The organism is Actinokineospora sp. HUAS TT18 (assembly GCF_051364635.1).
GTDB lineage: Bacteria > Actinomycetota > Actinomycetes > Mycobacteriales > Pseudonocardiaceae > Actinokineospora.
Window position 1 is genome coordinate 3964613 of sequence record NZ_CP195645.1, and the last position, 23088, is coordinate 3987700.

General features: G+C 69.9%; 23 protein-coding genes. 11 read left to right on the top strand and 12 right to left on the bottom strand.

Features of this window, described 5'->3' with window-relative positions:
- Window positions 1-33 precede the first annotated feature (33 nt).
- The 5 genes from ACSHT8_RS17690 to ACSHT8_RS17710 all read right to left on the bottom strand — a co-directional run bounded on the left by ACSHT8_RS17690 (window position 34) and on the right by ACSHT8_RS17710 (window position 4322).
- Window positions 34-819, bottom strand: a complete 786-nt coding sequence (locus tag ACSHT8_RS17690; protein WP_436491924.1) for an MlaE family ABC transporter permease — start codon at window positions 817-819, stop codon at window positions 34-36.
- Between the two features lie 113 nt (window positions 820-932).
- Window positions 933-1688, bottom strand: coding sequence for a glucose 1-dehydrogenase (locus ACSHT8_RS17695; RefSeq protein WP_436491925.1), 756 nt, complete (start codon window positions 1686-1688; stop codon window positions 933-935).
- A gap of 11 nt (window positions 1689-1699) precedes the next feature.
- A complete protein-coding gene (locus ACSHT8_RS17700; protein ID WP_436491926.1) occupies window positions 1700-3193 on the bottom strand; it encodes an aldehyde dehydrogenase family protein in 1494 nt (497 codons plus the stop codon).
- Entirely contained in the window at window positions 3190-4074 is an 885-nt protein-coding gene (locus ACSHT8_RS17705) for a 3-oxoacyl-ACP reductase (protein ID WP_436491927.1), read from the bottom strand. Before ACSHT8_RS17705 ends, ACSHT8_RS17700 begins: the two co-directional genes overlap by 4 nt.
- Window positions 4075-4133: 59 nt before the next feature.
- Window positions 4134-4322, bottom strand: coding sequence for a ferredoxin (locus tag ACSHT8_RS17710; protein ID WP_436491928.1), 189 nt, complete (start codon window positions 4320-4322; stop codon window positions 4134-4136).
- Window positions 4323-4409: 87 nt separating this feature from the next.
- Here ACSHT8_RS17710 and ACSHT8_RS17715 point away from each other — a divergent pair, with 87 nt between their 5' ends.
- Both ACSHT8_RS17715 and ACSHT8_RS17720 read left to right on the top strand, forming a co-directional pair.
- Window positions 4410-5582, top strand: a complete 1173-nt coding sequence (locus ACSHT8_RS17715; protein WP_436491929.1) for an acyl-CoA dehydrogenase family protein — start codon at window positions 4410-4412, stop codon at window positions 5580-5582.
- 12 nt (window positions 5583-5594) lie between these two features.
- Complete coding sequence (locus ACSHT8_RS17720) at window positions 5595-6515, top strand: acyl-CoA dehydrogenase family protein (RefSeq protein WP_436491930.1); 921 nt, start codon at window positions 5595-5597, stop codon at window positions 6513-6515.
- On the opposite strand, the gene ACSHT8_RS17725 is transcribed toward ACSHT8_RS17720, so the two are convergent.
- The gene (locus ACSHT8_RS17725; RefSeq protein WP_436491931.1) at window positions 6509-7009 is read right to left on the bottom strand and encodes a hypothetical protein; all 501 of its coding nucleotides are present in this window, start codon (window positions 7007-7009) and stop codon (window positions 6509-6511) included. The genes ACSHT8_RS17720 and ACSHT8_RS17725 overlap by 7 nt on opposite strands.
- A 111-nt stretch (window positions 7010-7120) precedes the next feature.
- On the opposite strand from ACSHT8_RS17725, the gene ACSHT8_RS17730 reads away from it, so the two are divergent.
- The 3 genes from ACSHT8_RS17730 to ACSHT8_RS17740 all read left to right on the top strand — a co-directional run bounded on the left by ACSHT8_RS17730 (window position 7121) and on the right by ACSHT8_RS17740 (window position 8065).
- Complete coding sequence (locus tag ACSHT8_RS17730; RefSeq protein ID WP_436491932.1) at window positions 7121-7546, top strand: SRPBCC family protein; 426 nt, start codon at window positions 7121-7123, stop codon at window positions 7544-7546.
- A 69-nt stretch (window positions 7547-7615) separates the two neighbouring features.
- Window positions 7616-7810, top strand: a complete 195-nt coding sequence (locus ACSHT8_RS17735; protein ID WP_436491933.1) for a DUF5302 domain-containing protein — start codon at window positions 7616-7618, stop codon at window positions 7808-7810.
- 72 nt (window positions 7811-7882) lie between these two features.
- Window positions 7883-8065 (top strand): hypothetical protein, encoded by a 183-nt coding sequence (locus ACSHT8_RS17740; protein WP_436491934.1) that lies wholly within the window; start codon window positions 7883-7885, stop codon window positions 8063-8065.
- 159 nt (window positions 8066-8224) lie between these two features.
- Here ACSHT8_RS17740 and ACSHT8_RS17745 read toward each other — a convergent pair whose 3' ends face one another.
- Complete coding sequence (locus ACSHT8_RS17745; protein ID WP_436502092.1) at window positions 8225-9319, bottom strand: NAD(P)H-dependent flavin oxidoreductase; 1095 nt, start codon at window positions 9317-9319, stop codon at window positions 8225-8227.
- Window positions 9319-10905: an acyl-CoA synthetase gene (locus ACSHT8_RS17750; RefSeq protein ID WP_436491935.1), complete on the bottom strand. Its 1587-nt coding sequence runs from the start codon at window positions 10903-10905 to the stop codon at window positions 9319-9321. The genes ACSHT8_RS17745 and ACSHT8_RS17750 overlap by 1 nt, the downstream gene beginning before the upstream one ends.
- Window positions 10906-10964: 59 nt before the next feature.
- Here ACSHT8_RS17750 and ACSHT8_RS17755 point away from each other — a divergent pair, with 59 nt between their 5' ends.
- Both ACSHT8_RS17755 and ACSHT8_RS17760 read left to right on the top strand, forming a co-directional pair.
- Window positions 10965-11747 (top strand): crotonase/enoyl-CoA hydratase family protein, encoded by a 783-nt coding sequence (locus tag ACSHT8_RS17755; protein ID WP_436491936.1) that lies wholly within the window; start codon window positions 10965-10967, stop codon window positions 11745-11747.
- A gap of 68 nt (window positions 11748-11815) precedes the next feature.
- A complete protein-coding gene (locus tag ACSHT8_RS17760; RefSeq protein WP_436491937.1) occupies window positions 11816-13099 on the top strand; it encodes a DUF222 domain-containing protein in 1284 nt (427 codons plus the stop codon).
- Window positions 13100-13157: 58 nt separating this feature from the next.
- Here ACSHT8_RS17760 and ACSHT8_RS17765 read toward each other — a convergent pair whose 3' ends face one another.
- The 3 genes from ACSHT8_RS17765 to ACSHT8_RS17775 form a co-directional block, all read right to left on the bottom strand.
- On the bottom strand, window positions 13158-14726 hold the full coding sequence (locus ACSHT8_RS17765) for a proprotein convertase P-domain-containing protein (protein ID WP_436491938.1): 1569 nt from the start codon (window positions 14724-14726) through the stop codon (window positions 13158-13160).
- A 99-nt stretch (window positions 14727-14825) separates the two neighbouring features.
- Window positions 14826-16355 carry an acyl-CoA synthetase gene (locus tag ACSHT8_RS17770; protein WP_436491939.1) on the bottom strand — a complete coding sequence of 510 codons (1530 nt, stop codon included), beginning with the start codon at window positions 16353-16355 and terminating at the stop codon, window positions 14826-14828.
- Between the two features lie 21 nt (window positions 16356-16376).
- A complete protein-coding gene (locus ACSHT8_RS17775; RefSeq protein ID WP_436491940.1) occupies window positions 16377-17387 on the bottom strand; it encodes an LLM class F420-dependent oxidoreductase in 1011 nt (336 codons plus the stop codon).
- 46 nt (window positions 17388-17433) lie between these two features.
- On the opposite strand from ACSHT8_RS17775, the gene ACSHT8_RS17780 reads away from it, so the two are divergent.
- Genes ACSHT8_RS17780 through ACSHT8_RS17790 form a run of 3 tightly spaced genes read left to right on the top strand, consistent with a single transcriptional unit; the run spans window position 17434 to window position 20614 of the window.
- A complete protein-coding gene (locus tag ACSHT8_RS17780) occupies window positions 17434-18486 on the top strand; it encodes a Zn-ribbon domain-containing OB-fold protein (RefSeq protein WP_436491941.1) in 1053 nt (350 codons plus the stop codon).
- Complete coding sequence (locus ACSHT8_RS17785) at window positions 18483-19469, top strand: thiolase domain-containing protein (RefSeq protein WP_436491942.1); 987 nt, start codon at window positions 18483-18485, stop codon at window positions 19467-19469. The genes ACSHT8_RS17780 and ACSHT8_RS17785 overlap by 4 nt, the downstream gene beginning before the upstream one ends.
- A complete protein-coding gene (locus ACSHT8_RS17790) occupies window positions 19466-20614 on the top strand; it encodes a thiolase domain-containing protein (protein ID WP_436491944.1) in 1149 nt (382 codons plus the stop codon). Before ACSHT8_RS17785 ends, ACSHT8_RS17790 begins: the two co-directional genes overlap by 4 nt.
- Here the strand turns inward: ACSHT8_RS17790 and ACSHT8_RS17795 are convergent.
- A complete protein-coding gene (locus ACSHT8_RS17795) occupies window positions 20605-21825 on the bottom strand; it encodes a cytochrome P450 (protein WP_436491945.1) in 1221 nt (406 codons plus the stop codon). The genes ACSHT8_RS17790 and ACSHT8_RS17795 overlap by 10 nt on opposite strands.
- A 144-nt stretch (window positions 21826-21969) precedes the next feature.
- On the opposite strand from ACSHT8_RS17795, the gene ACSHT8_RS17800 reads away from it, so the two are divergent.
- A complete protein-coding gene (locus ACSHT8_RS17800; protein WP_436491946.1) occupies window positions 21970-23082 on the top strand; it encodes a steroid 3-ketoacyl-CoA thiolase in 1113 nt (370 codons plus the stop codon).
- The last annotated feature ends 6 nt before the right edge of the window (window positions 23083-23088 follow it).

Sequence of the window (23088 nt, forward strand, 5' to 3'; positions counted from 1 at the left end):
GCAGGAGCAGCAGTGTGATCAGAATCGTGGCCATCACAACCCCTTCGGCGGCACGATCTGCAGGTAGATGCCGGTCAGGATCACGTTGATGGCGAACAGCAGCAGGAACGTGATCACGACGGTCTGGTTGACCGCGTCGCCGACGCCCTTCGGCCCGCCCGCCGGGTTGAGCCCGCGATAGGCGGCGATGACCCCGGCGACGAAGCCGTAGATGACCGCTTTGATCGTGCTGATCCACAGGTCAGGGAGCTGGGCGAGCGCGTTGAAGCTCGACAGGTACGCGCCAGGGGTGCCGCCCTGCAGGACCACGTTGAAGAAGTAGCCGCCGGTGACACCGACGACGCTGACAAGTCCATTGAGGAGGGTCGCGACGATCATCGCGGCGAGCACCCTCGGCACGATGAGCCGCTGGACCGGCGAGACGCCCAGCACCTCCATCGCGTCGATCTCCTCGCGGATCGTGCGCGAGCCGATGTCGGCGCACACCGCCGAGCCGCCCGCGCCCGCCACGAGCAGCGCGGTGATCAGCGGCGCGGCCTGCTGCACGATGGTCAGCGCGCTGGCCGCGCCGATGAACGACTGCGCGCCGATCTGCTGGGTCAGGGATCCGAGCTGCAGCGCGATGACCGCGCCGAACGGGATCGCGACCAGCGCCGTCGGCAGGATCGTGACGCTGGCGAAGAACCAGCACTGCTGGATGAACTCGCGGCTCTGGAACGGCTTGCGCGGGACGAGCCGGACGACGTCCCAGGCCAGTGTCGTCACGCGGCCGACGTGGCTCAGCCCCCGCACGACGGCGTTGTCGGTTCGCGTGTTCAACGGCTGATCACTCCTGCCGGTCATCACCGCGGACAGTGTTCGTCAGCACAACGATGTGTCGGCGAACCAGGTACGCGAATACTTCACGGGTTTGCTGTTAAAAAGACACAGCGTTAAAAGGACAGGGCATGCGTGGTAGTGGCTCCTCCGTCCGCGACGAACTCGGCGCCTGTGCAGTACGAGCTTTCGTCACTCGCCAGGAAAAGCACCAGGTTGGCGATCTCGTCAGCCTGGCCGGTGCGGCGCAGGGCCACCTTCTTGCCGATGCGGCTGGTGTCGATCTCGACGCCGCCGAACGCCGTGGGCAGCATCTGGGTGTCGATCATGCCGGGGTGCACCGAGTTGACCCGGACGCCGTGCTCGCCGAGTTCCATCGCGGCCACCTTCGTCATTCCACGAATGGCGAACTTGCTGGCGGTGTAGGCGATGACGAGCTGGGCGGCTTTGAGGCCCTCGATCGACGACACGTTGATGATCGAGCCCTGGTTCGCCGCGATCATCCCTGGCGCGACCGCGCGCATGCCGAGGAAGCAGCCGGTCTGGTTGACCCGGATGACCCGCTCGTAGTCGGCGAGCTTGGTGTCGACCAGCGGGCTGAAGTGCAGGATGCCCGCGTTGTTCACGAGAACGGTGATCGGGCCGAAGCGGTCGTCGGCCACCGCGTCGGCCCAGTCGTCCTCGTCGCCCACGTCGAGGTGGCGGAAGCACGCGCGGTCCCCGAGTTCGTCGGCCAGGGTCTTGCCCTCGTCGTCTAGGACGTCGGCGAGGATCACCTTGGCGCCCTCGGCGACGAACCGGCGCGCCGCCGCGGCGCCCTGGCCCCGCGCCGCGCCGGTGACCAGCGCGACCTTGTCGTCCAACCGTCCCATTCGGACTTCCCTTACATGAGTTCGTCGGTGAGCGGCATGAGCACTGTCTTGAGCTCGGTGTAGGCCTCGAACGCCGACCGGCCGCCCTCGCGGCCGAGTCCGGACTGCTTGAACCCGCCGAACGGCAGGTGCGGCTCGACCTGGAAGCCGTTGATGCCGACCGTTCCCGCGCGCAGGGCGCGGGCGACGCGGAAGGCGCGGCGGTTGTCGGTGGTGTAGATCCCGGCGCCGAGGCCGTACTCGGTGGCGTTGGCGAGCCGGATCGCCTCGTCCTCGTCGCCGAACGGGACGACGGCGAGGACCGGGCCGAAGATCTCGTCCTGCGCCAGCTCGGCGGTGTTGTCCACGTCGGCGAAGATAGTGGGTTGGACGAAGTTGCCCACACCGTCCACTTTGGACCCTCCGATGACCAGGCGTGCCGAGTCCTTGCCCCGATCGATATAGCCGATCACCCGGTCGAGTTGCTTGGGGTTGATCAGCGGGGCGGCGAGGACGGTGGGGTCGAACGGGTCGCCGTAGGTGATCGCGCCCGCGAGCATGGCCGCCGCGGCGAGGAATTCGTCGTAGCAGTCGCGGTGGACCAAGGCGCGGGTGTGGGCGACGCACGCCTGGCCGGACAGGCCCATGGTGACCGTTCCCATCGTGGTCATCGCGGCGAGGCCGATGTCAGGGGCGTCCGGGAAGACCAGGGTCGGGGACTTGCCGCCGAGTTCGAGGCTGACCCGCTTGAGCGTGCCCGCCGACGCCTCGACGATGCGGCGGCCGACTGCGCGGCTGCCGGTGAAGCTGACCTTGTCGACCATCGGATGGGTGACGAGGGCTTCACCCGTCGGGTCGCCGGGGCCGGTGACGACGTTGAGCACGCCGTCGGGCAGCCCGGCCTCGTGCAGGAGTTCGACCATGCGCAGCACGGTGAACGTCGCGTACTCCGACGGTTTGACCACGACCGTGCAGCCCGCCGCCAGCGCGGGGGCCACCTTCTGGGCGTAGAGCAGGAACGGTGCGTTCCACGGCAGGATCGCCGCGACGACGCCGAGCGGCTCGCGGAACGTCAGCGCCAGGTGGTCGCCGCCCTGGTACGGCGGCAGGGTCTCACCGCCCGCCTTGTCGATCCAGCCCGCGTGGTGCTCGAAGACGTCGGCGGCGGCCTCGACCGACGTCGCGTAGATGCCGCCGAAGCTCAGCGGCACGCTGTTGTCGAGCGCTTGGAGGGCGCGCAGTTCGTCGGCGTGTTCCCGCAGGAGGGCGGCGTAGCGGTGCAGAGTCTTGATCCGCGTCGTGGCCCGCGCCCGCGGCCAGGTGCCCTCGTCGAACGCCGTGCGCGCGGCCCGCACCGCGCTGTCCACATCGGACTCGCTCGCCACCGGGAACTCCCCGATGGCCTCACCGGTCGCTGGGTGGATGTGGGTCCAGGCGCTCTCCGTCGTACGCCAGCGGCCGTCGATCAGGATGCCCTGACCGGGCAGCCCGACGCGGGCGACGTGCGGCGCGAGGCTGAGGGTCATCGGCTCTCCTTGAGGATCTCGTCCGCGGCGAACGAGCGGGCCGGGTCGCGGTCGGCGAAGTAGCCCCCGACCTGGGCGGCAAGCGTTTGCGGGGTCCACGCGTCGGCGTCGAACCGGCGCTCGATCGTGGGCGGGGCGAGCAGGGCGACCATGCCGCTGTGCACGACGAACACCTGCCCGGTGACCGCGTCGGCGGCGGGCGAGGCGAGGTAGGCGACCAGCGGCGCGACGTGGTCCGGCGAGAGCGGGTCCGGCCCGTCGGGGGCTTCCCCGAAGACGCCCTCGGTCATCGCGGTGCGGGCGCGCGGGCAGATCGCGTTGGCGCGGACGCCGTAACGACTGAGGCCGCGCGCGGTGGCGAGTGTCAGCGCGACGATCCCGGCCTTGGCGGCGGCGTAGTTCGGCTGGCCCGGCGAGCCCGCGAGGAACGCCTCGGACGAGGTGTTGACGATCCGGCCGTAGACCGGGCCGCCCTTCGCCTTCGACTCGGCGCGCCAGTGCGCGGCGGCGTTGCGGGAGAGCAGGAAGTGGCCGCGGAGGTGGACTTTGAGCACCAGGTCCCAGTCCTCGTCGGACATCGAGAACAGCATCCGGTCGCGCAGCACGCCCGCGTTGTTGACCACGATGTCAAGCCCGCCCCGGTCGAGGGCGGCCGCGGTGAGCGCGTCGGCCGTGGCGCGGTCGGCGACGTCACCCTCGACCAGGACGGCCTTGCCGCCCGCAGCCTCGACGTCGGCGACGACGTCTCCTCCGGTGCCGCCGGGCAGGTCGTTCACGATCACCTCGGCGCCCTGGGCGGCCAGCGCGAGCGCCTCCGCGCGGCCGAGCCCGGCGCCCGCGCCGGTCACCACGGCGACTTTGCCGTCGAGGTCCACGGACATGGCGTCTCCCTCGTGAGTGGGAACGCCAGACTAGAATCTGTTCTCGTTTCGGGCAACCCTCAGTCGCGAAGCGTCAGCGCCGCCTTCGGGCACGACGCGACCGCCTGCGCGACCCACTTGGCGTCGACACCGTCGCCAGGCTGACTGATGTGCAGCTCATCGTCGTCATCCAGCTCGAACACGTCCGGCGCGAACCCCGCGCAGACCCCGTTGGCCTCACACTGGTCCCGATCGACCTCGACCCGCATCGCCGCCTCCTCCGCAACAGAGAACGCGTTCCACAATAGCGTGCTAACGTGCCTAGGTAGAACGTGTTCTCTTCCGGGAGGTCGCCCGTGCGGATCGCCTACACCGCGGCGCAGGAGCGGTTGCGCGCCGAGCTGCGCGCCTACTTCGCCGACCTGATGACCCCCGACGTCCGCGAAGCCCTGACCGGTGGCGAGTACGGCAGCGGCGAGGTCTACAAGCAGGTCGTGCGCCGCATGGGCGCCGACGGCTGGCTGGCCATGGGCTGGCCGACCGAGTACGGCGGCCGCGGCGGGTCGATGCTCGACCAGCTGGTCTTCACCGACGAGGCCGCCGTCGCGGGCGCGCCCGTGCCGTTCCTGACGATCAACACCGTCGGCCCGACGATCATGAAGTTCGGCACGCCGGAGCAGCGCGAGTTCTTCCTGCCCCGCATCGCCCGCGGCGAGCTGCACTTCTCCATCGGCTACTCCGAGCCGGAGGCGGGCACCGACCTCGCCGCCCTGCGCACCCGCGCGGTCCGCGACGGCGACTCGTACGTGATCAACGGCCAGAAGATGTGGACGAGCCTGATCCAGTACGCGGACTACCTGTGGCTGGCCTGCCGCACCGATCCGGACGCGCCCAAGCACAAGGGCCTGTCGATCATCATCGTCCCGGTCGACGCTCCCGGCTTCTCGTGGACACCCGTGCACACGATGGCGGGCCCCAGCACCAGCGCCACCTACTACACCGACGTGCGCGTGCCCGCGTCGTCGCTGGTCGGCACCGAGAACGAGGGCTGGCGGCTGATCACCAACCAGCTCAACCACGAGCGGGTCGCCCTGACCTCGGCCTCGCCCATCCAGCAGTCGCTGCACGAGGTCGTCGAGTGGGCGCGCGAGACGAAGCTGCCCGACGGGTCGCCGGTGATCGCGCAGGAGTGGGTGCGGATCCACCTGGCGCGGGTGCACGCGAAGGTCGAGTTCCTGAAGCTGATGAACTGGAAGATCGCCTGGGGCGTCGGCAGGCTCAACCCGGCCGACGCGTCGGCGACGAAGGTGTTCGGCACCGAGTTCGCGACCGAGGCGTACCGGCTGCTCATGGAGGTCCTCGGCCCGGCGGGCATCGTCCGCTCCGGCTCCCCCGGCGCGGCGCTGCGCGGCCGGATCGAACGGCTGCACCGGTCGTCGCTGATCCTGACCTTCGGCGGCGGCACGAACGAGGTGCAGCGCGACATCATCGCCACCGTGGGCCTCGGCCTGCCCGCCGCCCGCCGCTGAGAGGACCTGGTCGTGGATTTCTCCTTCACCGAGGCCCAGACGGACCTCTCCGGCCTCGTCCGCTCCCTCGTCGACACGCCGCGTCCACTGTGGAGCGTCCTGGGCGAGGCGGGCGTGCTGACCGCGGCCCTGCCGGAGTCGATGGGCGGCGCCGGGTTCGGCCTCCTCGAACAGTGCACGATCGCGACGGAGTTGGGCCGCGCCGCCGCCTCGACGCCGTACACCTCCTGGGTGACGGCGTGTTCAGCCCTTGGATCGACCGACGGTTCCCCCACCTGTGCGGTCACCGACGACCCCTTCGACCCCGTCCAGGCGACCGACGGCAGACTGTCGGGAACGAAGGTCCTGGTCGCGGAGGGCGACACCTTCGTCGTCACCGCGGGCACCGAGACCTACGCCGTCACCGACGCCACCACGGCTCCCCAAACCCTGGTCTCCGGAACGGCGTCGATGGTGACCCTCGCCGACATCCCGGCCCGCCGCCTCGCCACCCCCGCGGCCGATCTTGTCGGACGTCTGACAATCCTGGCCTGCGCCGAAGCCCTCGGCGTCGTCGACGGCGCCCTCCGCCGCACCGCCGCCTACGCGGGCGAACGAATCCAGTTCGGCAAGCCCATCGGCACCTTCCAGGCCGTCACCCAACGCCTGGCCGACGCGTACATCGACGTAGAAGCCGTCGGCCTGACCCTGTGGCAAGCCGCCTGGCTGCTGAGCGAGGGCCACCCGGCCGACGTCGAGGTCGCCACCGCGAAGTTCTGGGCCGCCGAGGCCTGCCACCGCGTCGCCCACACCGCCGTCCACCTCCACGGCGGCGTCGGCATCGACCTCGACCACCCCCTGCACCGCTACTTCACCGCGGCGAAGCGCCTGGAGTTCACCCTCGGCGGCGCCACGGACCAGTTGCGCGCCATCGGCGCGAGTCTGGCTCAGTAGTGCCGGGGCAGTCGCGGGAAGTGGGCGGAGTCGCGCGGCCGGGCGGGCCGGGGCACCCGGGTCAGCGCGCGGACGCGCCGGGTGCGACCGTGCTCGGCGAGCAGGACCAGCAGCTCGCCGTCCACGATCGTGGCCAGCTTCCGCTGCGCCCAATCGGAGGCCGATAACACCGCTTCGGGGTCCACCGGCTTGCCCGCGAACACGTCGCGCAGCAAGCGCCACTCGGCCAGGCGTTCGCGGACGAAGTCGACACGGGCGACCGCCGGGGCGACGGACTCGGCCCATTCGCAGTAATCGGGGGCGGAACGGGCCTTCTCTTCGATCCGGCTGACCACCGCGGCCACCGCCATCGCCTCGTCGGGATCGCGGAGGACGTACTCCAGGAACACCCGCTCATCCGCGGGCCGCGCGTCGCGGTACCACTCGAACCGCAGGTGTTCGTCGGCCGCCAAGGCCGCCAAGTCATGGTCTGCGCAGCCGATCAACTCCGCCACGCACGCGATGTGGTCGCCTAGATTCACGCGTTCCCTCCGGGCACACAGGGTAACGTCCCACCTGCGGCGATGATCAACCAGGTCGGCCCGTGGATCACTAAGCTGGCACGTATGCGTTTCAGTGCCGAAATCGCCATCGACGCGCGCCCCGAGGACGTCTGGGCGGTCTACGCCGACGTCACCCGGTGGCCGGAGTGGACCAAGTCCGTCACGTCCGTCACACCCCTCGACCCCGGCCCGCTGCACCTGGGGCAGCGGGTCCGCATCAGCCAGCCGAAGCTCCCCACGACGGTCTGGACCGTCACCGCCCTGGACGAGGGCCGGTCGTGGGAGTGGACGGCCACCGGCCCGCTCGCGCGCACAGTGGCCACCCACGTCGTCACCGCGGAGGGCGACGGCAGCCGCGCGAGCAACGCCATCGACCAGAGCGGCCTGCTCGGAGTGCTGATCGGTAAGCTCGCGGGGGGCCTGACCGACCGCTATCTGGTCATGGAGGCCGAAGGCCTCAAGGCTCGCGCAGAATCAGCGGCCCGTTAATCAAGTCGACCGCACGCCACACTCGTGCGACGCTGGCCGAACGGGCACGACGAACTACTGGAGGTCCCCATGTCCGAACAGCCGGAGAACCCCGCCCCCGAGGATGGCGAGGCACAGGACCTCAAGAGCAAGTTCCGCGCCGCCCTCGAACGCAAGCAGGCCCGCTCCCAGAGCGGCGAGGGCCACGCCGACAGCGGCTCCAAGGTCCACGACGCCCACGGGCGCGCCGGAGCCAAGCGCCAGTTCCGCCGCAAGAGCGGATGATCGTCCGGGACCGCCGCGCCACCACCGGGTGACGCGGCGGTTCTGTTCGCGGCCCAGTCAGTACGTTGGCCGGTGCTGACCGAGGCGGCCCTCACCACCGTCACCTTCTGCGCCTACCGCGGCGACTCGACGTGCGAAGAAACCTCGGCGGACCTCACCGGCGCCGTCCTCCTGCGCGCCGACCTCACCGGCACACCCCGACGCCTACTGCGACTCGACGGCGCCGACCTGACCGGGGCCACGGGATTGAACTAGTGCTGTGTCCACGAACGTTGCCAGGCTCTCGACGGCCCAGCTTCCCGCTGGCCGCACCGCCGAAACGCCCAAGTACACCCAGTACGAGCGGCATTCCGGCGGCACGCCCAGCGGAAACCTGGATCCGCCGATAGCCCGACAACGTTCATGGACACAGCACTAGAGAGAGCCGAGCCGCTTCACTGTCTCGTCCAACTCCGCCAGAACGTCGGCCATCACCGCCGCCACCGGTCGGATCTCGTTCATCGACCCCACGATCTGGCCGACCGGCATCGCCAAAACCTCGGGGTCGCCCGCGCGCATCATCTGCTGGTGCGCCCCGCTGACCAGCAGGTTCTGCAGCGGCATCGGCAGCGGCGTCGGCGCGTCCGGGCTCTCCCACGCCTCGGTCCACTGGTTCTTCAGCAGCCGCGCGGGCTTGCCCGTGTAGATCCTCGACCGCACGGTGTCGCTCGACGTGGCGCGGACCAGTGCCGTCTGCAGCGGCCCAGCGCTCAGCTCGCGGTACTCCTCCGTCGCCAGCCAGATCGAGCCCATCCACGCGCCGACCGCGCCCAGAGCCAGCGCCGCGGCGACCTGCCTGCCCGAGCCGATACCGCCCGCCGCGAGCACCGGGACCCGGTCGCCGACCGCGGCGACGATCTCCGGGACCAGCACCATCGACGCGATCTCCCCGGTGTGGCCACCGGCCTCATAGCCCTGCGCCACCACGACATCCACGCCGTTCTCGACGTGCCGGACCGCGTGCGACGCCTTGCCCGCCAGCGCCGCCACGGGGACGCCGCCGCGGTGCGCGCGGTCGATCACGTCCGGCGGCGGGGAGCCGAGCGCGTTGGCGATGAGCGCGATCGGGTGGTTCATCGCGACGTCCACATGGGACCGCGCGACCGAGTGCAGCCACCCGAGCACCCCACCGGACCCCTCGCCCTCCGGCAGCGGTGGGACGCCCAGCTTGCGCAGCGTCGAGTCGACGAAGTCGCGGTGGCCCTGCGGGATCAGCGCGCCCAGGTCGACCTGCGTGCCCTCCGCGGGCACGGCCGCGGGCATGACGATGTCGACGCCATAGGGCTTGCCGTCGCAGTTCTTGTCCATCCAGTCGAGGGCCGCGTCGAGTTCCTCCGGCTCGTTGAACCGCACGCAGCCCAGCACGCCGAGGCCGCCCGCCCGGCTGATCGCGGCGGCGACGTGCTCCGACGGCGTGAACCCCACGATCGGATGCTCTACGCCGACGAGGTCGCAGATGACGGTGCGCATCAGGCGCGGGCGGGCGCGGCGGCCCAGGTCGGGGCGGTGTCCGCCGCGTGCGTCTTGGCCCACCGGTAGTCCGGTTTGCCGCTGGCCAGCCTGCCGACCTCGTCTACGACCCACACGCTGCGCGGGGCCTTGTAGCCCGCCAGTTCGGTGTGGACGTGCGCGTCGAGCGCGGCGAAGTCGGGCTCGACACCGGGCCGCAGCTGAACGACCGCGGCGACCCGCTGCCCGAGCCGCTCGTCCGGCACGCCGATGACCAGCGCGTCGAACACCGACGGGTGCGACTTCAGCGCCGACTCGACCTCCTCGGGGAACACCTTCTCCCCGCCGGTGTTGACGCACATGTTGCCGCGCCCAAGCAGCGTGACCGTGCCGTCGTCCTCGACGCGGGCGTAGTCGCCCGGCACGACGTAGCGCTTGCCGTCGACCTCCACGAAGATCGTCGCGCTCTTGTCGGGGTCCTTGTAGTAGCCCAGCGGCACATGCCCACCGCGGGCGAGCCTGCCGGTCTCGCCGACCGCGACCGGCTTCGCGTCGTCGTCGAGCACGAGGACGTCCGGGCCGCGGCGGACCCTCGGGCCGCCCGCGCCGTTCTCGGCGTCCTTGGCGACCATCCCGATCCCGTTGAACCCGGATTCGGACGACCCGATCGCGTCGGTGATCACCACGTTCGGCAGCGCGTCGAGGTACTGCTGTTTGACCGCGCCGGAGAACAGCGCCGCGTGGCTGGAGATCGCCAGCAGCGACGAGGCGTCGTAGCCGCCGGTGTGGAACGCCTCGATCACCGGCCGCGCCATCGCGTCGCCGACGAGCGTGACGACCTTGACGCGGTGGCGCTCGATCGCGCGCCACACCTCGTTCGGGTCGAACTTCGGGATGAGCACGACGGTGTCGCCCGCGAACAGCGCGGCCAGCGCCGCCCACTGCGCGGCGCCGTGGATCAGCGGGGCGCAGGCGAGGCGCGTCAGGCCGCCGGTGACCTGGCCCTGGCGGGACTGGGCGTACTCGTCGGGCAGGGGCTGACCGGAGAGGAAGTCGATGCCGCCGCCGAGGACGCGCCAGACGTCTTCTTGGCGCCACATAACGCCTTTGGGGCTGCCGGTCGTGCCTCCGGTGTAGAGGATGTAGAGGTCGTCGGGGCTGCGCTCGCCGAAGTCGCGCTCGGCCGAGCGGCCCGCCTTCGCCGCGTCGAGGTCCTCGATGGTGAGCACACTCGTGAGCTTCGGGACGGCGGGGCGGACGGCGGCGACGCGGTCGGCGTAGCGGGCCTCGTGGACGAGGGCCACGATGTCGGCGTTGTCGAACAGATATCGCAACTCGTTCTCGACGTACCGGTAGTTGACGTTGATGGGCACGGCCCGCAGCTTGTAGACCGCGATCATGGTCTCGATCGCCTCGATCGAGTTGGTGGCGTAGAGGCCGACGTGCGACCCCTTGCCGACACCCTGTTCAGCCAGGTAGTGGGCCAGTTGATTGGCCCCGGCCTCCAGTTCGGCGAAAGTCAGCGCGCGGTCGCCGCAGGCCACGGCGACCCGCTCGGGGAACAGGTCCACCGCGTGTTCGAACAGGTCCGCGATTGTGAGCGCCATCGCCCTAAAGTAGAACGTGTTATCGTTCGTGGCAATCCCCAGTCGCGAGGAGGATTCGCATGCCGGACTGCCTGGTCGAGCAACGCGGCCACGTGCTCGTCGTGACGATGAACCGGCCGGAGGCCCGCAACGCCCTGTCCCGCGAGATGATGTCGATCATGCGGACCGCCTGGGACCAGGTCGATTCGGACCCGTCGGTGCGGGTCTGCGTCCTGACCGGCGCGGGCGGCGCGTTCTGCGCGGGCGCGGATCTGAAGGCGATGACCAGCTCCCACCCGGGCGACTCGTTCTCCGGCGGCGGCTGGGATCTGTCGGTGATCGAACCGCTGCTGAAGGGCCGCAGGCTGACCAAGCCGCTGATCGCGGCCGTGGAGGGTCCCGCCATCGCGGGCGGGACGGAGATCCTGCAGGCGACGGACATCCGGGTCGCGGGCTCCAGCGCACGGTTCGGGGTTTCCGAGGCGCGGTGGGGACTGTTCCCGCTGGGCGGGTCGGCGGTGCGGCTGCCGCGGCAGATTCCGTACACGGTGGCCGCGGACCTGCTGTTGACCGGCCGCCACATCACGGCGGCGGAAGCGCGGGACATGGGGCTGATCGGTCACGTCGTCCCGGATGGACAGGCATTGCCGAAGGCACTGGAACTGGCGGACGCGATCGCGGCGAACGGGCCGCTCGCGGTGCGGGCGGTCCTACGGACGATGCGCGAGACCGAGGGAATGCCGGAGAACGACGCGTTCAAGATCGACGCCCGGCTGGGCACGGAGGTCTTCCTCAGTCAGGACGCCAAGGAAGGTCCGCGCGCCTTCGCGGAGAAACGCCCGCCCCGCTTCACCGGTACCTGATCGACACGATCGGGTGATCATGGGCCTACCTGCGGAAATGGCCCTGTTTCGCCGGTAGCGTGGAACGTGTGTTCGATGCCGATGTGATCGCCGGAATGAGCGATGTGGAGGTGCTGCACCTGCTGCGCGAGATGGAGCGCGAGCGGGCCGCCCTCGACGCCGCCCGGGTGCGCGCGCCGGCTCGGATGGCGCGCCTGCGCCCGGATCGGGACGTCGGTGGGCACCGGTTCGCGGGGGCGGAGGTCGGCGCGGCGCTGGCGTGGCCGCCGAGTCGCGCGGCGACGGCGGTGGCCCGGGCGGCTCGGCTGGTCTCCGTGTTCCCATCCACTGTGGACGCTCTGGCGGACGGGCGGATCGACCTGGCCCGCGCGCATGCCCTGGTCGAGATCACCGAGTCCCTCTCCGACGAGCACGCCCACGAACTTGAGGCGTGGATCCTGGCCCGCGCCGAGCACAAGACGGTCGACGGCTGGCGAACCGCGTTGCGCGCGAAGAAGGACCGCGTGGACCCCGAGGGCGCCGAGCGCCGCCGTGACCTGCGCCGCCAAGAGCGTCGGGTGGACCTGTACGCGGCTGAGGACGGCATGGCCCATCTCGACATCTACGACACCGGCGAACGGCTGCGCGCGGTGTATCTGATGGTCGACAAGGTCGCACGCGGAATGCGCGCGCAGGGCGCGTCCGACCCGCTCGACGTGCTCCGCGCCGCCGCGCTCCACGAGCTGGTCGTCAACGGCGGCGGCCGTGGTGTCACCGTGGAGCTCCAGATCGCTGTGCCCCACACCGTCCTGGGTGGCGCGGCCGTGCCGGGAACCCTCGACGGGTACGGCAGCGTTCCGAAGGCAGCGATCGCCGAGCTGGTCGCCACACACGACACGACGTGGCGGCGGATCATCACCGATCCGGTCGGCAGAGTCCTCGAAGTCAGCGACCGCCGCCACCCTGGCGCCGATCTCGCCCGCCACATCCGCCTGCGTGACCAGACGTGCCGGTTCCCTGGCTGCCAACGGCCGGCCCGGGCCTGCGAACTCGACCACACCGTCCCGCACAGCCGCGGCGGCTCGACCAGCGCGGCCAACCTCGGCTGTCTGTGCGCCCTGCACCACAAACTGAAAGACCAACCGGGCTGGCACTTGAGACAGCCACGGCCAGGACTGTTCCGCTGGACCACACCCACCGGACGAACGCACACCGTCGGACAGGACCCACTCGTCCACTACGACCTACACAAGCGGAGCGTCGGCGGCCCGGGACTGAAGAACGCCACACTGACAACACACAGCGTGCCCGCATCCAGTCCGCGCGACGCCAGGCCACTCGCCACCGCTCAGGCAGAGCAGGCACCGTTCTAGAACCCCATTGCCCACCCGTGGATCAGACGACTCTACGGGTGGGCAATGGGCGATCAGGTCAGAACTGGAGGCTCCACGCATCGATGTAGCCAGTGTCGTAGCGCGCGACGTCCTGGACCTTGAGCTTCCAGGTGCCGTTCGCGACCTCGGTCGACGCGTTCACCGTGTACGTGGTGATCACGTTGTCCGCCGAGTCGTTCGACGACGAGTTCTTCAGCCGGTAGGCCGAACCGTCCGGCGCGACCAGGTCGATCACCAGGTCACCGCGCCACGTGTGCTTGATGTCGACGTTCACCTTCAGCGTCGACGGCGCGTTGCCCGCCTGGCCGGTCACGGTGACGTCGCTGGTCACCGCGGCGCCCGCGTCCGGGATGTTGACGTTGTTCAGGTTCTCGAACTTGCCGCCCGGCGGCGGGGGCGGGGGCGTGCCGCCGCCGTTGTCGATCAGGTCCTTGATCTCCGGGTAGATCAGCTCGATCCGGGTGCCCTCGTTCAGGCACCCGCCCAGGTGATGCAGCGCGATCACCTTGTTGGACGACGCCGCGAACACCGGGGAGCCGGACGAGCCGCCGCTGGTGTCGCAGTAGTAGCCCATGTTGATCGAGTCGCTGGCGGGGTTGTCGACGTCGCACGTCGCGCCGCCCTGGGTGTCCTCGAAGATCGACAGCTCGTTCGGGTCGCCGTCGCCGTGGCCGCTGATGTAGATGCGCTCGTTGCGCACGGGCGCGCGGACGTCCAGCAGCAGGTAGCCGAACGACTCGATGCTCGCGAAGTTGTTCACCGAGAACAGCGTGTAGTCCAGGCTGGCGCTGGTCTTGAGGAACTGCGCGCCGGTCACCTTCACCGCGGGCTTGGGGTTGTTGCCGCCGCACGTGGCGCAGGCGTAGTCGAACCACATCTCCATCGACGCCAGCTCGGACGAGGACCCGATGCAGTGATTGTTCGTCATCAGCCGGTTGGTCGACCCGACACGCCACGCCGTGCAGTGCGACGCGCCGTTGTAGAGGATCTTCGCGACCGACTTGGACTTGCCGTACTCGGTCGGGTGGCTCTGCTGGTAGCAGACCGCGTCGCGGCGCGCGTCGGTCTGGCACACCGACAGGATGCCCCGGTCACGCTCGACCTGCTCCGCCTTGGAGTAGCCGCGGAAGTACTTGTCGACCACCACCCCAGTGTCCTTTGAGGACGGCTTGCCGACGCGGTGCAAGGTCACGATCGCGGTGTCGCCGGTGATCGACATCGCCCAGAACCCGTCACCTTGGCGAGTGAAGAGCGAATCACCCGACGCGGCGAGGCCCTTCGTCGGGTCGCCACTGTAGGTGTAGGTCTCGGCGCCGGTCGGGTCGGACACCGTGACGCGGTCGCCCTTGGCCAGGGCGAACGCGGCGAAGTGCACCTTGATGTACGACGAACCGGGCCTGCTGATCACCTGCCGCGCGGTCCGCGCGGCGTAGTCGATCCGCAGGTCGGCGCTCTGCTCCTCGCCGACCTGGTAGGCCCGCTGCTGGCCCTCACTCAGCGCGGGCGCCTCCGGCGCGGCGGCCGCCGTGGGCATCGACCCGACGGCCAGCGCCGCGGCTGAACACGTCAGCAGCAGCGCACGGGACATCTTTCGGAGAATCTTCATCGCAGGGGAATCTCCTTTCGTGTCACACAGGGGACACGAAAAGATCTAACAGACGGCGATCCGGACGAATACCACCATTTCGCCGTTGCCATTCCCAGATCAGGTGTAGGCGTCCCGGAGTCGGCGCTTGTAGAGCTTGCCGTTGGGGTCGCGCGGCAGTTCGGGAAGATAGTCGATGGTGCGCGGCAATTTGAATTTCGCAAGTCTGCCCGCGGCGAACGCGAGGATGTCGTCGGTCAGCTCCGCCGAGCCGCTCACCCCGTCGACCGGCTGGACCACGGCCTTGATCTCCTCGCCCCAGTCCGCGTGCGGCACGCCGAACACCGCGACGTCGGCGACCTTGGGATGGCAGGAGATCTCACCTTCGACCTCGGCGGGATAGACGTTCACCCCACCGGTAATGATCATGTCGCTTTTCCGGTCGCAGAGGAATAGATAACCGTCCTCATCGAGATAGCCGACGTCGCCGAGCGTGAACAACTCGCCCACCCGCGCGGCCCGCGTCTTGGCCGCGTCGCCGTGATACTCGAACGTGGACGTGCCCATCCGCAAATAGACCAGACCCGGTGTGCCCGCTGGCGATTCCGCGCCGTCGTCGTCGAGGATCTTCACTACCGACCCCGGCCACGGCAGCCCGACGGACCCGGGTTTGCGCAGCCATTCCTCGGCGGTGATCGTGGTCCCACCGCCCTCCGTGGCCGCGTAGTACTCCACGACCACCGGCCCCCACCACTCCAACATCCGCCTTTTGACCTCGATCGGGCAAGGCGCGGCGCCGTGGATCATCACCCGCAGCGACGACGGGTCGAACGCGGCGCGGACATCGTCGGGCAGCGCGAGCAGCCGGTGGAACTGAGTGGGGACCATGTGGCTGTGGGTGACCCGGTGGCGCTCGATCAGCCGCAGCATCTCGCGCGGCTCCCAGTGGTCCATCAGCACCGCCGTATGTCCTAACTGGATGGACGTGACGACGAAGTTGATCACGGCGGTGTGGTAGAGCGGCGAGCCGCACAGGTGCACGTGCCGGTGGAACGGTTTGAGCCCGAAGATGCCGAAGAACCACTCGGCCGCGGGCGGGACGTTGTCGGGGTCGGTGCCCGCGAGCGGGCGGCGGACGCCTTTGGGGCGGCCGGTGGTGCCGGAGGTGTAGAGCATCGGCGAGCCCTGCGTGCGCACGTCCGGCCGCCCGGCGGGTTCGTCGGCGCCGAGCCGGTCGAGCGGCTGGAACCCGGGGATCTCCCCCACTGCCAGCCGCCCCTCCGCGGGCAGCCCGCTGCGCGCGGCGGCGTCGGCGGCGGTGTCGGCGAAGCGCGCGTCGGCGATGAACACCTTGGCGCCGCTGTCGTCGATGAGGTAGGCGACCTCGGCGCCGACCAGGTGCCAGTTGGCCAGGACCGCGTAGAGGCCGGTCTGCATGGCGGCGAAGTAGGCGGCGAGGAGGTCGAAACCGTTGGGCAGCAACAGGACCACGCTGTCGCCGGGGCGCAGCCCGCGCGCCTGCAGGCCCCGGCCGTAGCGGTCGGCCGCGGCGGCGAGTTCGCCGTAGGTCACCTCGCGCCCGTCCGGACACACGAGTGCGACGGCGTCGGCGTCGTCGCGGGCGATGTTCCACAGACCGATCGAGCGCATCCCGTCAATCTAGAACGTGTTTCACCCGCCGACAAGGCCCGCGAGCGTCTCGATCTCAGCGACGGACCCCGCGCCGACGCTCAGCATCGTCACCCCCGCGCGCTCCCACTGCCCGATCCGTTCGCGGACTTTGGCCTCGTCGCCGACGATGGCGATGTCGTCGACCAACTCGTCCGGTATCGCCGCGGCCGCCTCCGCGCGTTCGCCGTCCAGGAATCGCGCGGCCACCTCGTCGACGACATCGCCGTACCCCATCCGCCGAAACAGCGACGCGTGGAAGCTGCCCATCCCGCCGAGGTAGAGCGCGAGCACCGGCTTCATCGCGGCGAACGCGGCTTTCGGATCGTCGGCCACGACCACCTGAGCCCCCGCCACCACCTCGAAGTCCCCGCGCCCACGCCGCGCACCCGGCCGCGCGAACCCCTCGTCGAGCCAGGCGTTGTACTGCTCAGCCATCCGCAGCGAGAAGTAGACCGCGAGCCACCCGTCGGCGATCTCAGCGGCGAGCGCGACATTCTTGGGCCCTTCCGCGCCGAGCCAGATCGGCAGGTCAGCGCGCAGCGGATGGGTGATCGGCCGCAGCGCCTTGCCTTCGCTGGAGCGTGGCAGCGGGTAGTGCGGCCCCGCGTTGACGACCGGCCCTTGGCGCGCGAGGACCTGCCGGGCGACGTCGACGTACTCCCGCGTCCGGGCGAGCGGCCGGGCGAACGACTGCCCGTACCAGCCCTCCACGACCTGCGGCCCCGACACCCCGAGCCCCAGGATCGCGCGCCCACCACTGAGGTGATCGAGCGTGAGCGCGTGCATCGCGCAGGCGGTCGGCGTCCGCGCGGACAGCTGCGCCACCGAGGTGCCCAGTCGTATGCGGCTAGTGGCCGACCCCCACCATGCGAGCGGCGTGAACGCATCCGACCCCCACGACTCAGCCGCGAACACCGCGTCAAACCCACACCGCTCCGCCGCCGCGACGAGTTCCCCGGCGTTGACGGGCGGCTGCGCGCCCCAGTAGCCGAGCTGAAGTCCAAGCCTCATCCGACACCTCCTTGCCGCCGATACTAGAACGTGTTTCACTCGTTGGGTGACCGCGCCACTGAGTGCCCCGTTGCGAGTGGGGTTCGACTACACGCGTTCCCTGGGACCTGTTCTAGGCCATTTCATGACCGAACTGCGCTCCCACCGGGTAGTCGGCGTGCGCGGCTCGGACGGGCGAGTGCACGTTCCCCCGATCGAGTACGACCCGGTGACGGCGGAACCACTCTCGGAGTTCGTCCCAGTCGCGTCGTCGGGGACCGTCGTGACGTGGACATGGATGAGCAGCCCGCTGGAGGGCCAACCTTTCGACCGCCCCTTCGCCTGGGCGATGGTCCTCCTCGACGGCGCCGACACTCCGCTACTGCACGCCGTGGACGTAACGATTCCGGCGGAGATGTCCACCGGCATGCGCGTCCGAATCCGCTGGAATCCCACCCCGACCGGCGGAATCACCGACATCGCCTGCTTCGAACCGGTCGATCCACATCCCGCTGAACCATCCACAGCCGCAGCGCCCCCCACCCCGAAAACGCCACCCGCCGATAGACTGGAGCAGGGACGTCCCCCCGGGAAGGGTGGGGGCTGCGCTGGGGGTGTTTCGGGGCTTGCCCCAGGTGGCGAAGTGTCGATGGTGACCACGCCGATCTCGCTGGATGTGCTGCATTCGGTGTCGCCGGAGGAGAGTCGGTATCTGCGGGGGTTGGCGGAGGGGCGGCTTTTGGGGCAGCGGTGTCCGCGCTGTCGCAAGGTCTACATCCCACCCCGAGGCGCCTGCCCCGTCGACGGCGTCCCCACGGTCGACGAAGTCGAGTTGCCCGACACCGGGATCGTGACGACCTTCTGCATCGTCAACGTCCCCTTCCTCGGCCAACGCATCAACCCGCCCTACGTCGCCGCGTACATCCTGCTCGACGGGGCCGATATCGCCTTCCTGCATCTCGTCCTCGGCTGCGATGCCGACAACGTCACGATGGGCATGCGGGTCCGCGCGGTCTGGAAACCCCAAGCCGACTGGGGAACGACGCTGGAGAACATCGAGCACTTCACCCCCACCGGCGAACCCGACGCCGACTACGACACCTTTGCGGGGCACCTGTGAACGTCGCAGTGGTCGGGTTCGCGCAAGCGCCCAACGTCAGGAAGACGGACGGCACCACCAATGGGGTCGAGATGCTTGTCCCCGTTTTCGCCGAACTGTTCGCCGCCACCGGGCTCACCAGAAGTGACATCGGGTTCTGGTGTTCCGGCTCGTCGGACTACCTGGCCGCGCGCGCGTTCTCGTTCATCGCGGCGGTCGACGCGATCGGGGCGGTGCCGCCGATCGTCGAGTCGCACGTCGAGATGGACGCGGCGTGGGCGCTCTACGAAGCCTGGTTGAAGATCCGGACCGGCGAGGTCGACACCGCGCTCGTCTACGGGTTCGGGAAATCCTCCGCGGGAAACCTGCGCCGCACACTCGCCCTCCAACTCGATCCCTACACCGTCGCGCCTCTCTGGCCGGACTCGGTAACCATCGCCGCGCTGCAGGCCAGGCTGGGGATCGACGCCGGGCTCTGGTCGGAGCAGGCGATGGCCGACGTCGTCGGCGGGGACCTCAACCAGCCCTACATCGCCGATCCGCTGCGTCGCCACGATTGCGCGCCGGTCACGGACGGTGCGTGCGCGGTGATCCTGGCCGCCGAGCACCGGGCCCGCGAACTCGTCGAACGGCCCGCGTGGATCACCGGGATCGAGCACCGGATCGACTCCGGCAGCCTCGGCGCCCGGGATCTCACGACCTCACCGTCCACTGTGGCCTCCGCGCGGGCCGCGGGCGCCGGCGGGGTCGAGCTCGCCGAGTTGCACGCGCCGTTCACCCATCAGGAGATCCTGCTGCGCCAGGCGCTCACACTGTCGGATGACGTGGTGGTCAACCCATCGGGTGGGCCGCTCAAAGGCAATCCGATGTTCGCCGCGGGGCTCGCGCGGATCGGTGAGGCCGCGCGGCGGGTCTTCGACGGGTCCCACGGGCGGGTGCTCGCGCACGCGACCAGTGGGCCCGCGCTGCAGCAGAACCTGGTCTGCGTCATGGAGGGTCGATGAAACACCCCGCCGCCGTCCTCGGGGTCGGCCAGACCCACCACCGCGCCAAGCGGCTCGACGTGTCCATGGCGGGGCTGTGCCGCGAGGCGATCGACCGCGCGCTGATCGACGCCGGAGTGGACTGGGACGGGATCGACGCGGTGGTCGTCGGCAAGGCGCCCGACCTGTTCGAGGGCGTGATGATGCCGGAGCTCTTCCTCGCCGACGCCCTCGGCGCGACCGGGAAACCGCTGCTCAGGGTGCACACCGCGGGCTCGGTCGGCGGCTCGACGGCGATCGTGGCGGCCAGTCTGATCCACGCGGGCGTCCACCGCCGAGTGCTGGCGGTGGCCTTCGAGAAGCAGTCCGAGTCGAACGCGATGTGGGCGCTGTCGATCGCGCCGCCATTCACGATGCCCGTCGGCGCGGGCGCGGGCGGCTACTTCGCCCCGCACATCCGCTCCTACCTGCGCCGCTCCGGCGCGCCCGGCCACATCGGCGCCATGGTCGCGGTGAAGGACCGCCGCAACGGCGCCCGCAACCAGTACGCGCACCTGCGCCAACCAGACATCACGCTGGAATCCGTGCAGGCGTCGACGATGCTGTGGGACCCGGTCCGCTACGACGAGACATGCCCGTCGTCCGACGGCGCGTGCGCGATGGTCCTGGGCGACGCGGGCTCCGCGCGCGCCGACTCGGCGTGGATCCACGCGACCGCGATGCGCACCGAACCCACGACCTACGCGGGCCGCGACCAGGTCAGCCCGCAGGCGGGCCGGGACGCGGCGGCCGCGCTGTGGCGCGACGCCGGGATCACCGACCCGTTCAGCGAGATCGACGCCGCCGAGATCTACGTGCCGTTCTCCTGGTTCGAGCCGATGTGGCTGGAGAACCTGGGGTTCGCCGAGGTCGGCTGGAAGCTCACCGAGGCGGGCGAGACCGCGATGGACGGGCGGCTGCCGGTGAACCCGTCCGGCGGGGTGCTCTCGTCGAACCCGATCGGCGCGTCCGGGATGCTGCGGTTCGCCGAGGCGGCGCGGCAGGTGATGGGGCGGGCCGAGGACCACCAGGTCGACGGTGCCCGCAAAGCACTGGGACACGCCTACGGCGGCGGGTCCCAGTTCTTCGCGATGTGGGTTGTGGGCAAGGACAAGCCTCAGCGGTAGGCGACCTGGAACTCCTTGATCCCGTTGAGCCAACTCGACCGCAGCCTGCGCGGGTCGGCGACCTTGCGGATGTCGGGCATGTGGTCGGCGATCGCGTTGAACATGAGGTCGATCTCCAGGCGGGCGAGGCTCGCGCCGATGCAGTAGTGCGCGCCGGTGCCGCCGAAACCCAGGTGCGGGTTGGGATCGCGGGTGATGTCGAACTTCTCGGGCTGGTCGAAGACATCGGCGTCGAAGTTGGCCGAGCTGTAGAACAGGCCGACGCGCTGGCCTTTCTTGATCTCCGCGCCGCCGAGTTCGGTGTCGCGGGTGGCGGTGCGCTGGAAGGAGACCACGGGCGTCGACCAGCGGACGATCTCGTCGGCGGTCGTGCTGGGGCGTTCGGCCTTGTAGAGCTCCCACTGCTCCGGGTTCTCCAGGAACGCGTGCATGCCGTGGGTGATCGCGTTGCGCGTGGTCTCGTTGCCCGCGACGGCGAGCAGCAGGACGAAGAAGCCGAACTCGTCGGAACCGAGATTGCCGCCGTCGATGTCGGCGTTGACCAGCTTGGTCACGATGTCGTCGGCCGGGCAGCGTTTGCGGTCCTCGGCGAGGTTCCACGAGTAGCCCAGCAGCTCGACCGAGGCGGTCTCCGGTTCGACGGAGTACTCGGGGTCGTCGTAGGCGATCATCTGGTTCGACCAGTCGAAGACGCGGTGCCGGTCTTCCTGCGGGATGCCGAGCAGCTCGGCGATGGCCTGCAGGGGCAGCTCGCAGGCGATGTCGGTGACGAAGTCGCCCGTGCCGCCGTCCATGGCCGACTGGACGATGCGCGCGGCGCGGCAGGACAGGGCGTCGCGGAGGCTGTTGACGGCCTTCGGAGTGAAGCCGCGGGAGACGATGCCGCGCAGCTTGGTGTGGTGCGGCGGGTCGATGTTGATCAGGATGTGCCGCTGCAGGTCGATCTTCTCGCGCTCCATGTCGGGGCCGAACCGGATGATCGCGGTGTTCTCCCAGGTCGAGAACACCTCACTGTTGCGCGAGACCTCCTTGATGTCGGCGTGCCTGCTCACCACCCAGTAGCCGTCGTCGCCGAAGCCCGCGGTGTTGTGCGGCTGGGCGTTCCACCAGACCCCGGCGGTGCGCCGCAACTCGGCGAACTCGGCGACGGGGATGCGCTGGGCGTAGAGGTCGGGGTCGGTGAAGTCGAAACCGGCGGGGATCGCTGCCACACTGCCTCCATGCTGGAACGGGTTCTAGAATTGATTTCAGCATACGGTGTTTACTTTTGGAAGCGTCGCAGCATGATCGACTGCTAGACGATCTTGATTACACATTGAACGTGTTCTAGTTTTGTGGTGAGCAAAGGAGCGCGCGTGGGCAATCCGGTGATCGTCGAAGCCGTCCGCACCCCCATCGGCAAGCGCGGCGGCGCCCTGGCCGACCTGCACGCCGCGGAGATCCTGGGCCACGCCCAGCGCGGCCTCATCACGCGGGCGGGAATCGACCCCGCGCTGGTCGAGCAGGTGATCGGCGGGTGCGTGACGCAGGCGGGCGAGCAGTCGAACAACGTCACCCGGACGGCCTGGCTGCACGCCGGGCTGCCCTACTCGACGGGCTGCATGACGGTGGACGCGCAGTGCGGCTCGGCGCAGCAGTCGACCCACCTGGTCGCGGGCCTGATCGCCGCGGGCGCGATCGACGTCGGCATCGCGTGCGGGGTGGAGGCGATGAGCCGGGTGCCGCTGCGCGCGAACGTGGGGGACGCGTCACCGCGGCCCGCGTCGTGGTCGATCGACCTGCCGAACCAGTTCGTCGCCGCGGAGCGGATCGCTTCCCACCGGGGGCTGTCGCGGTCCGATGTGGACGCTTTCGGCCTGCGTTCGCAGACGCTCGCGCGCCAGGCTTGGGATGAGGGGCGGTTCGCGCGGGAGGTCGTGGCGGTCGGGGAGTTCGCGCGGGACAGCGGGCTGCGGGAGACGACTTCGGCTGGTTTGGCGGGGTTGAAGCCGGTGCTGGACGGTGGGGTTCACACGGCGGGGACGTCGTCACAGATCTCCGACGGGGCGTCGGCGGTGTTGGTGATGGACCTTGAGCGGGCTCGATCGCTGGGGCTGCGGCCCCGCGCGCGGATCGTGGCGCAGTGTTTGGTGGGAGCGGAGCCGTATTTCCACCTGGACGGGCCGGTGCAGGCCACGGCGCGGGTGTTGGAGCGCAGTGGGATGAAGGTCGGGGATCTGGATCTGTTCGAGGTGAACGAGGCGTTCGCCTCGGTGGTGCTGTCGTGGGCTCGGGTGCATTCGCCGGATATGGGCTTGGTGAACGTGAATGGCGGGGCTATCGCGTTGGGGCATCCGGTGGGCAGCACGGGCACCCGGCTGATCACCACGGCACTGCACGAGCTGGAACGACGGGACGGCTCCACGGCACTGATCTCGATGTGCGCGGGCGGCGCTCTGGCCACGGCGACGATCTTGGAACGCCTCTGACCCGGC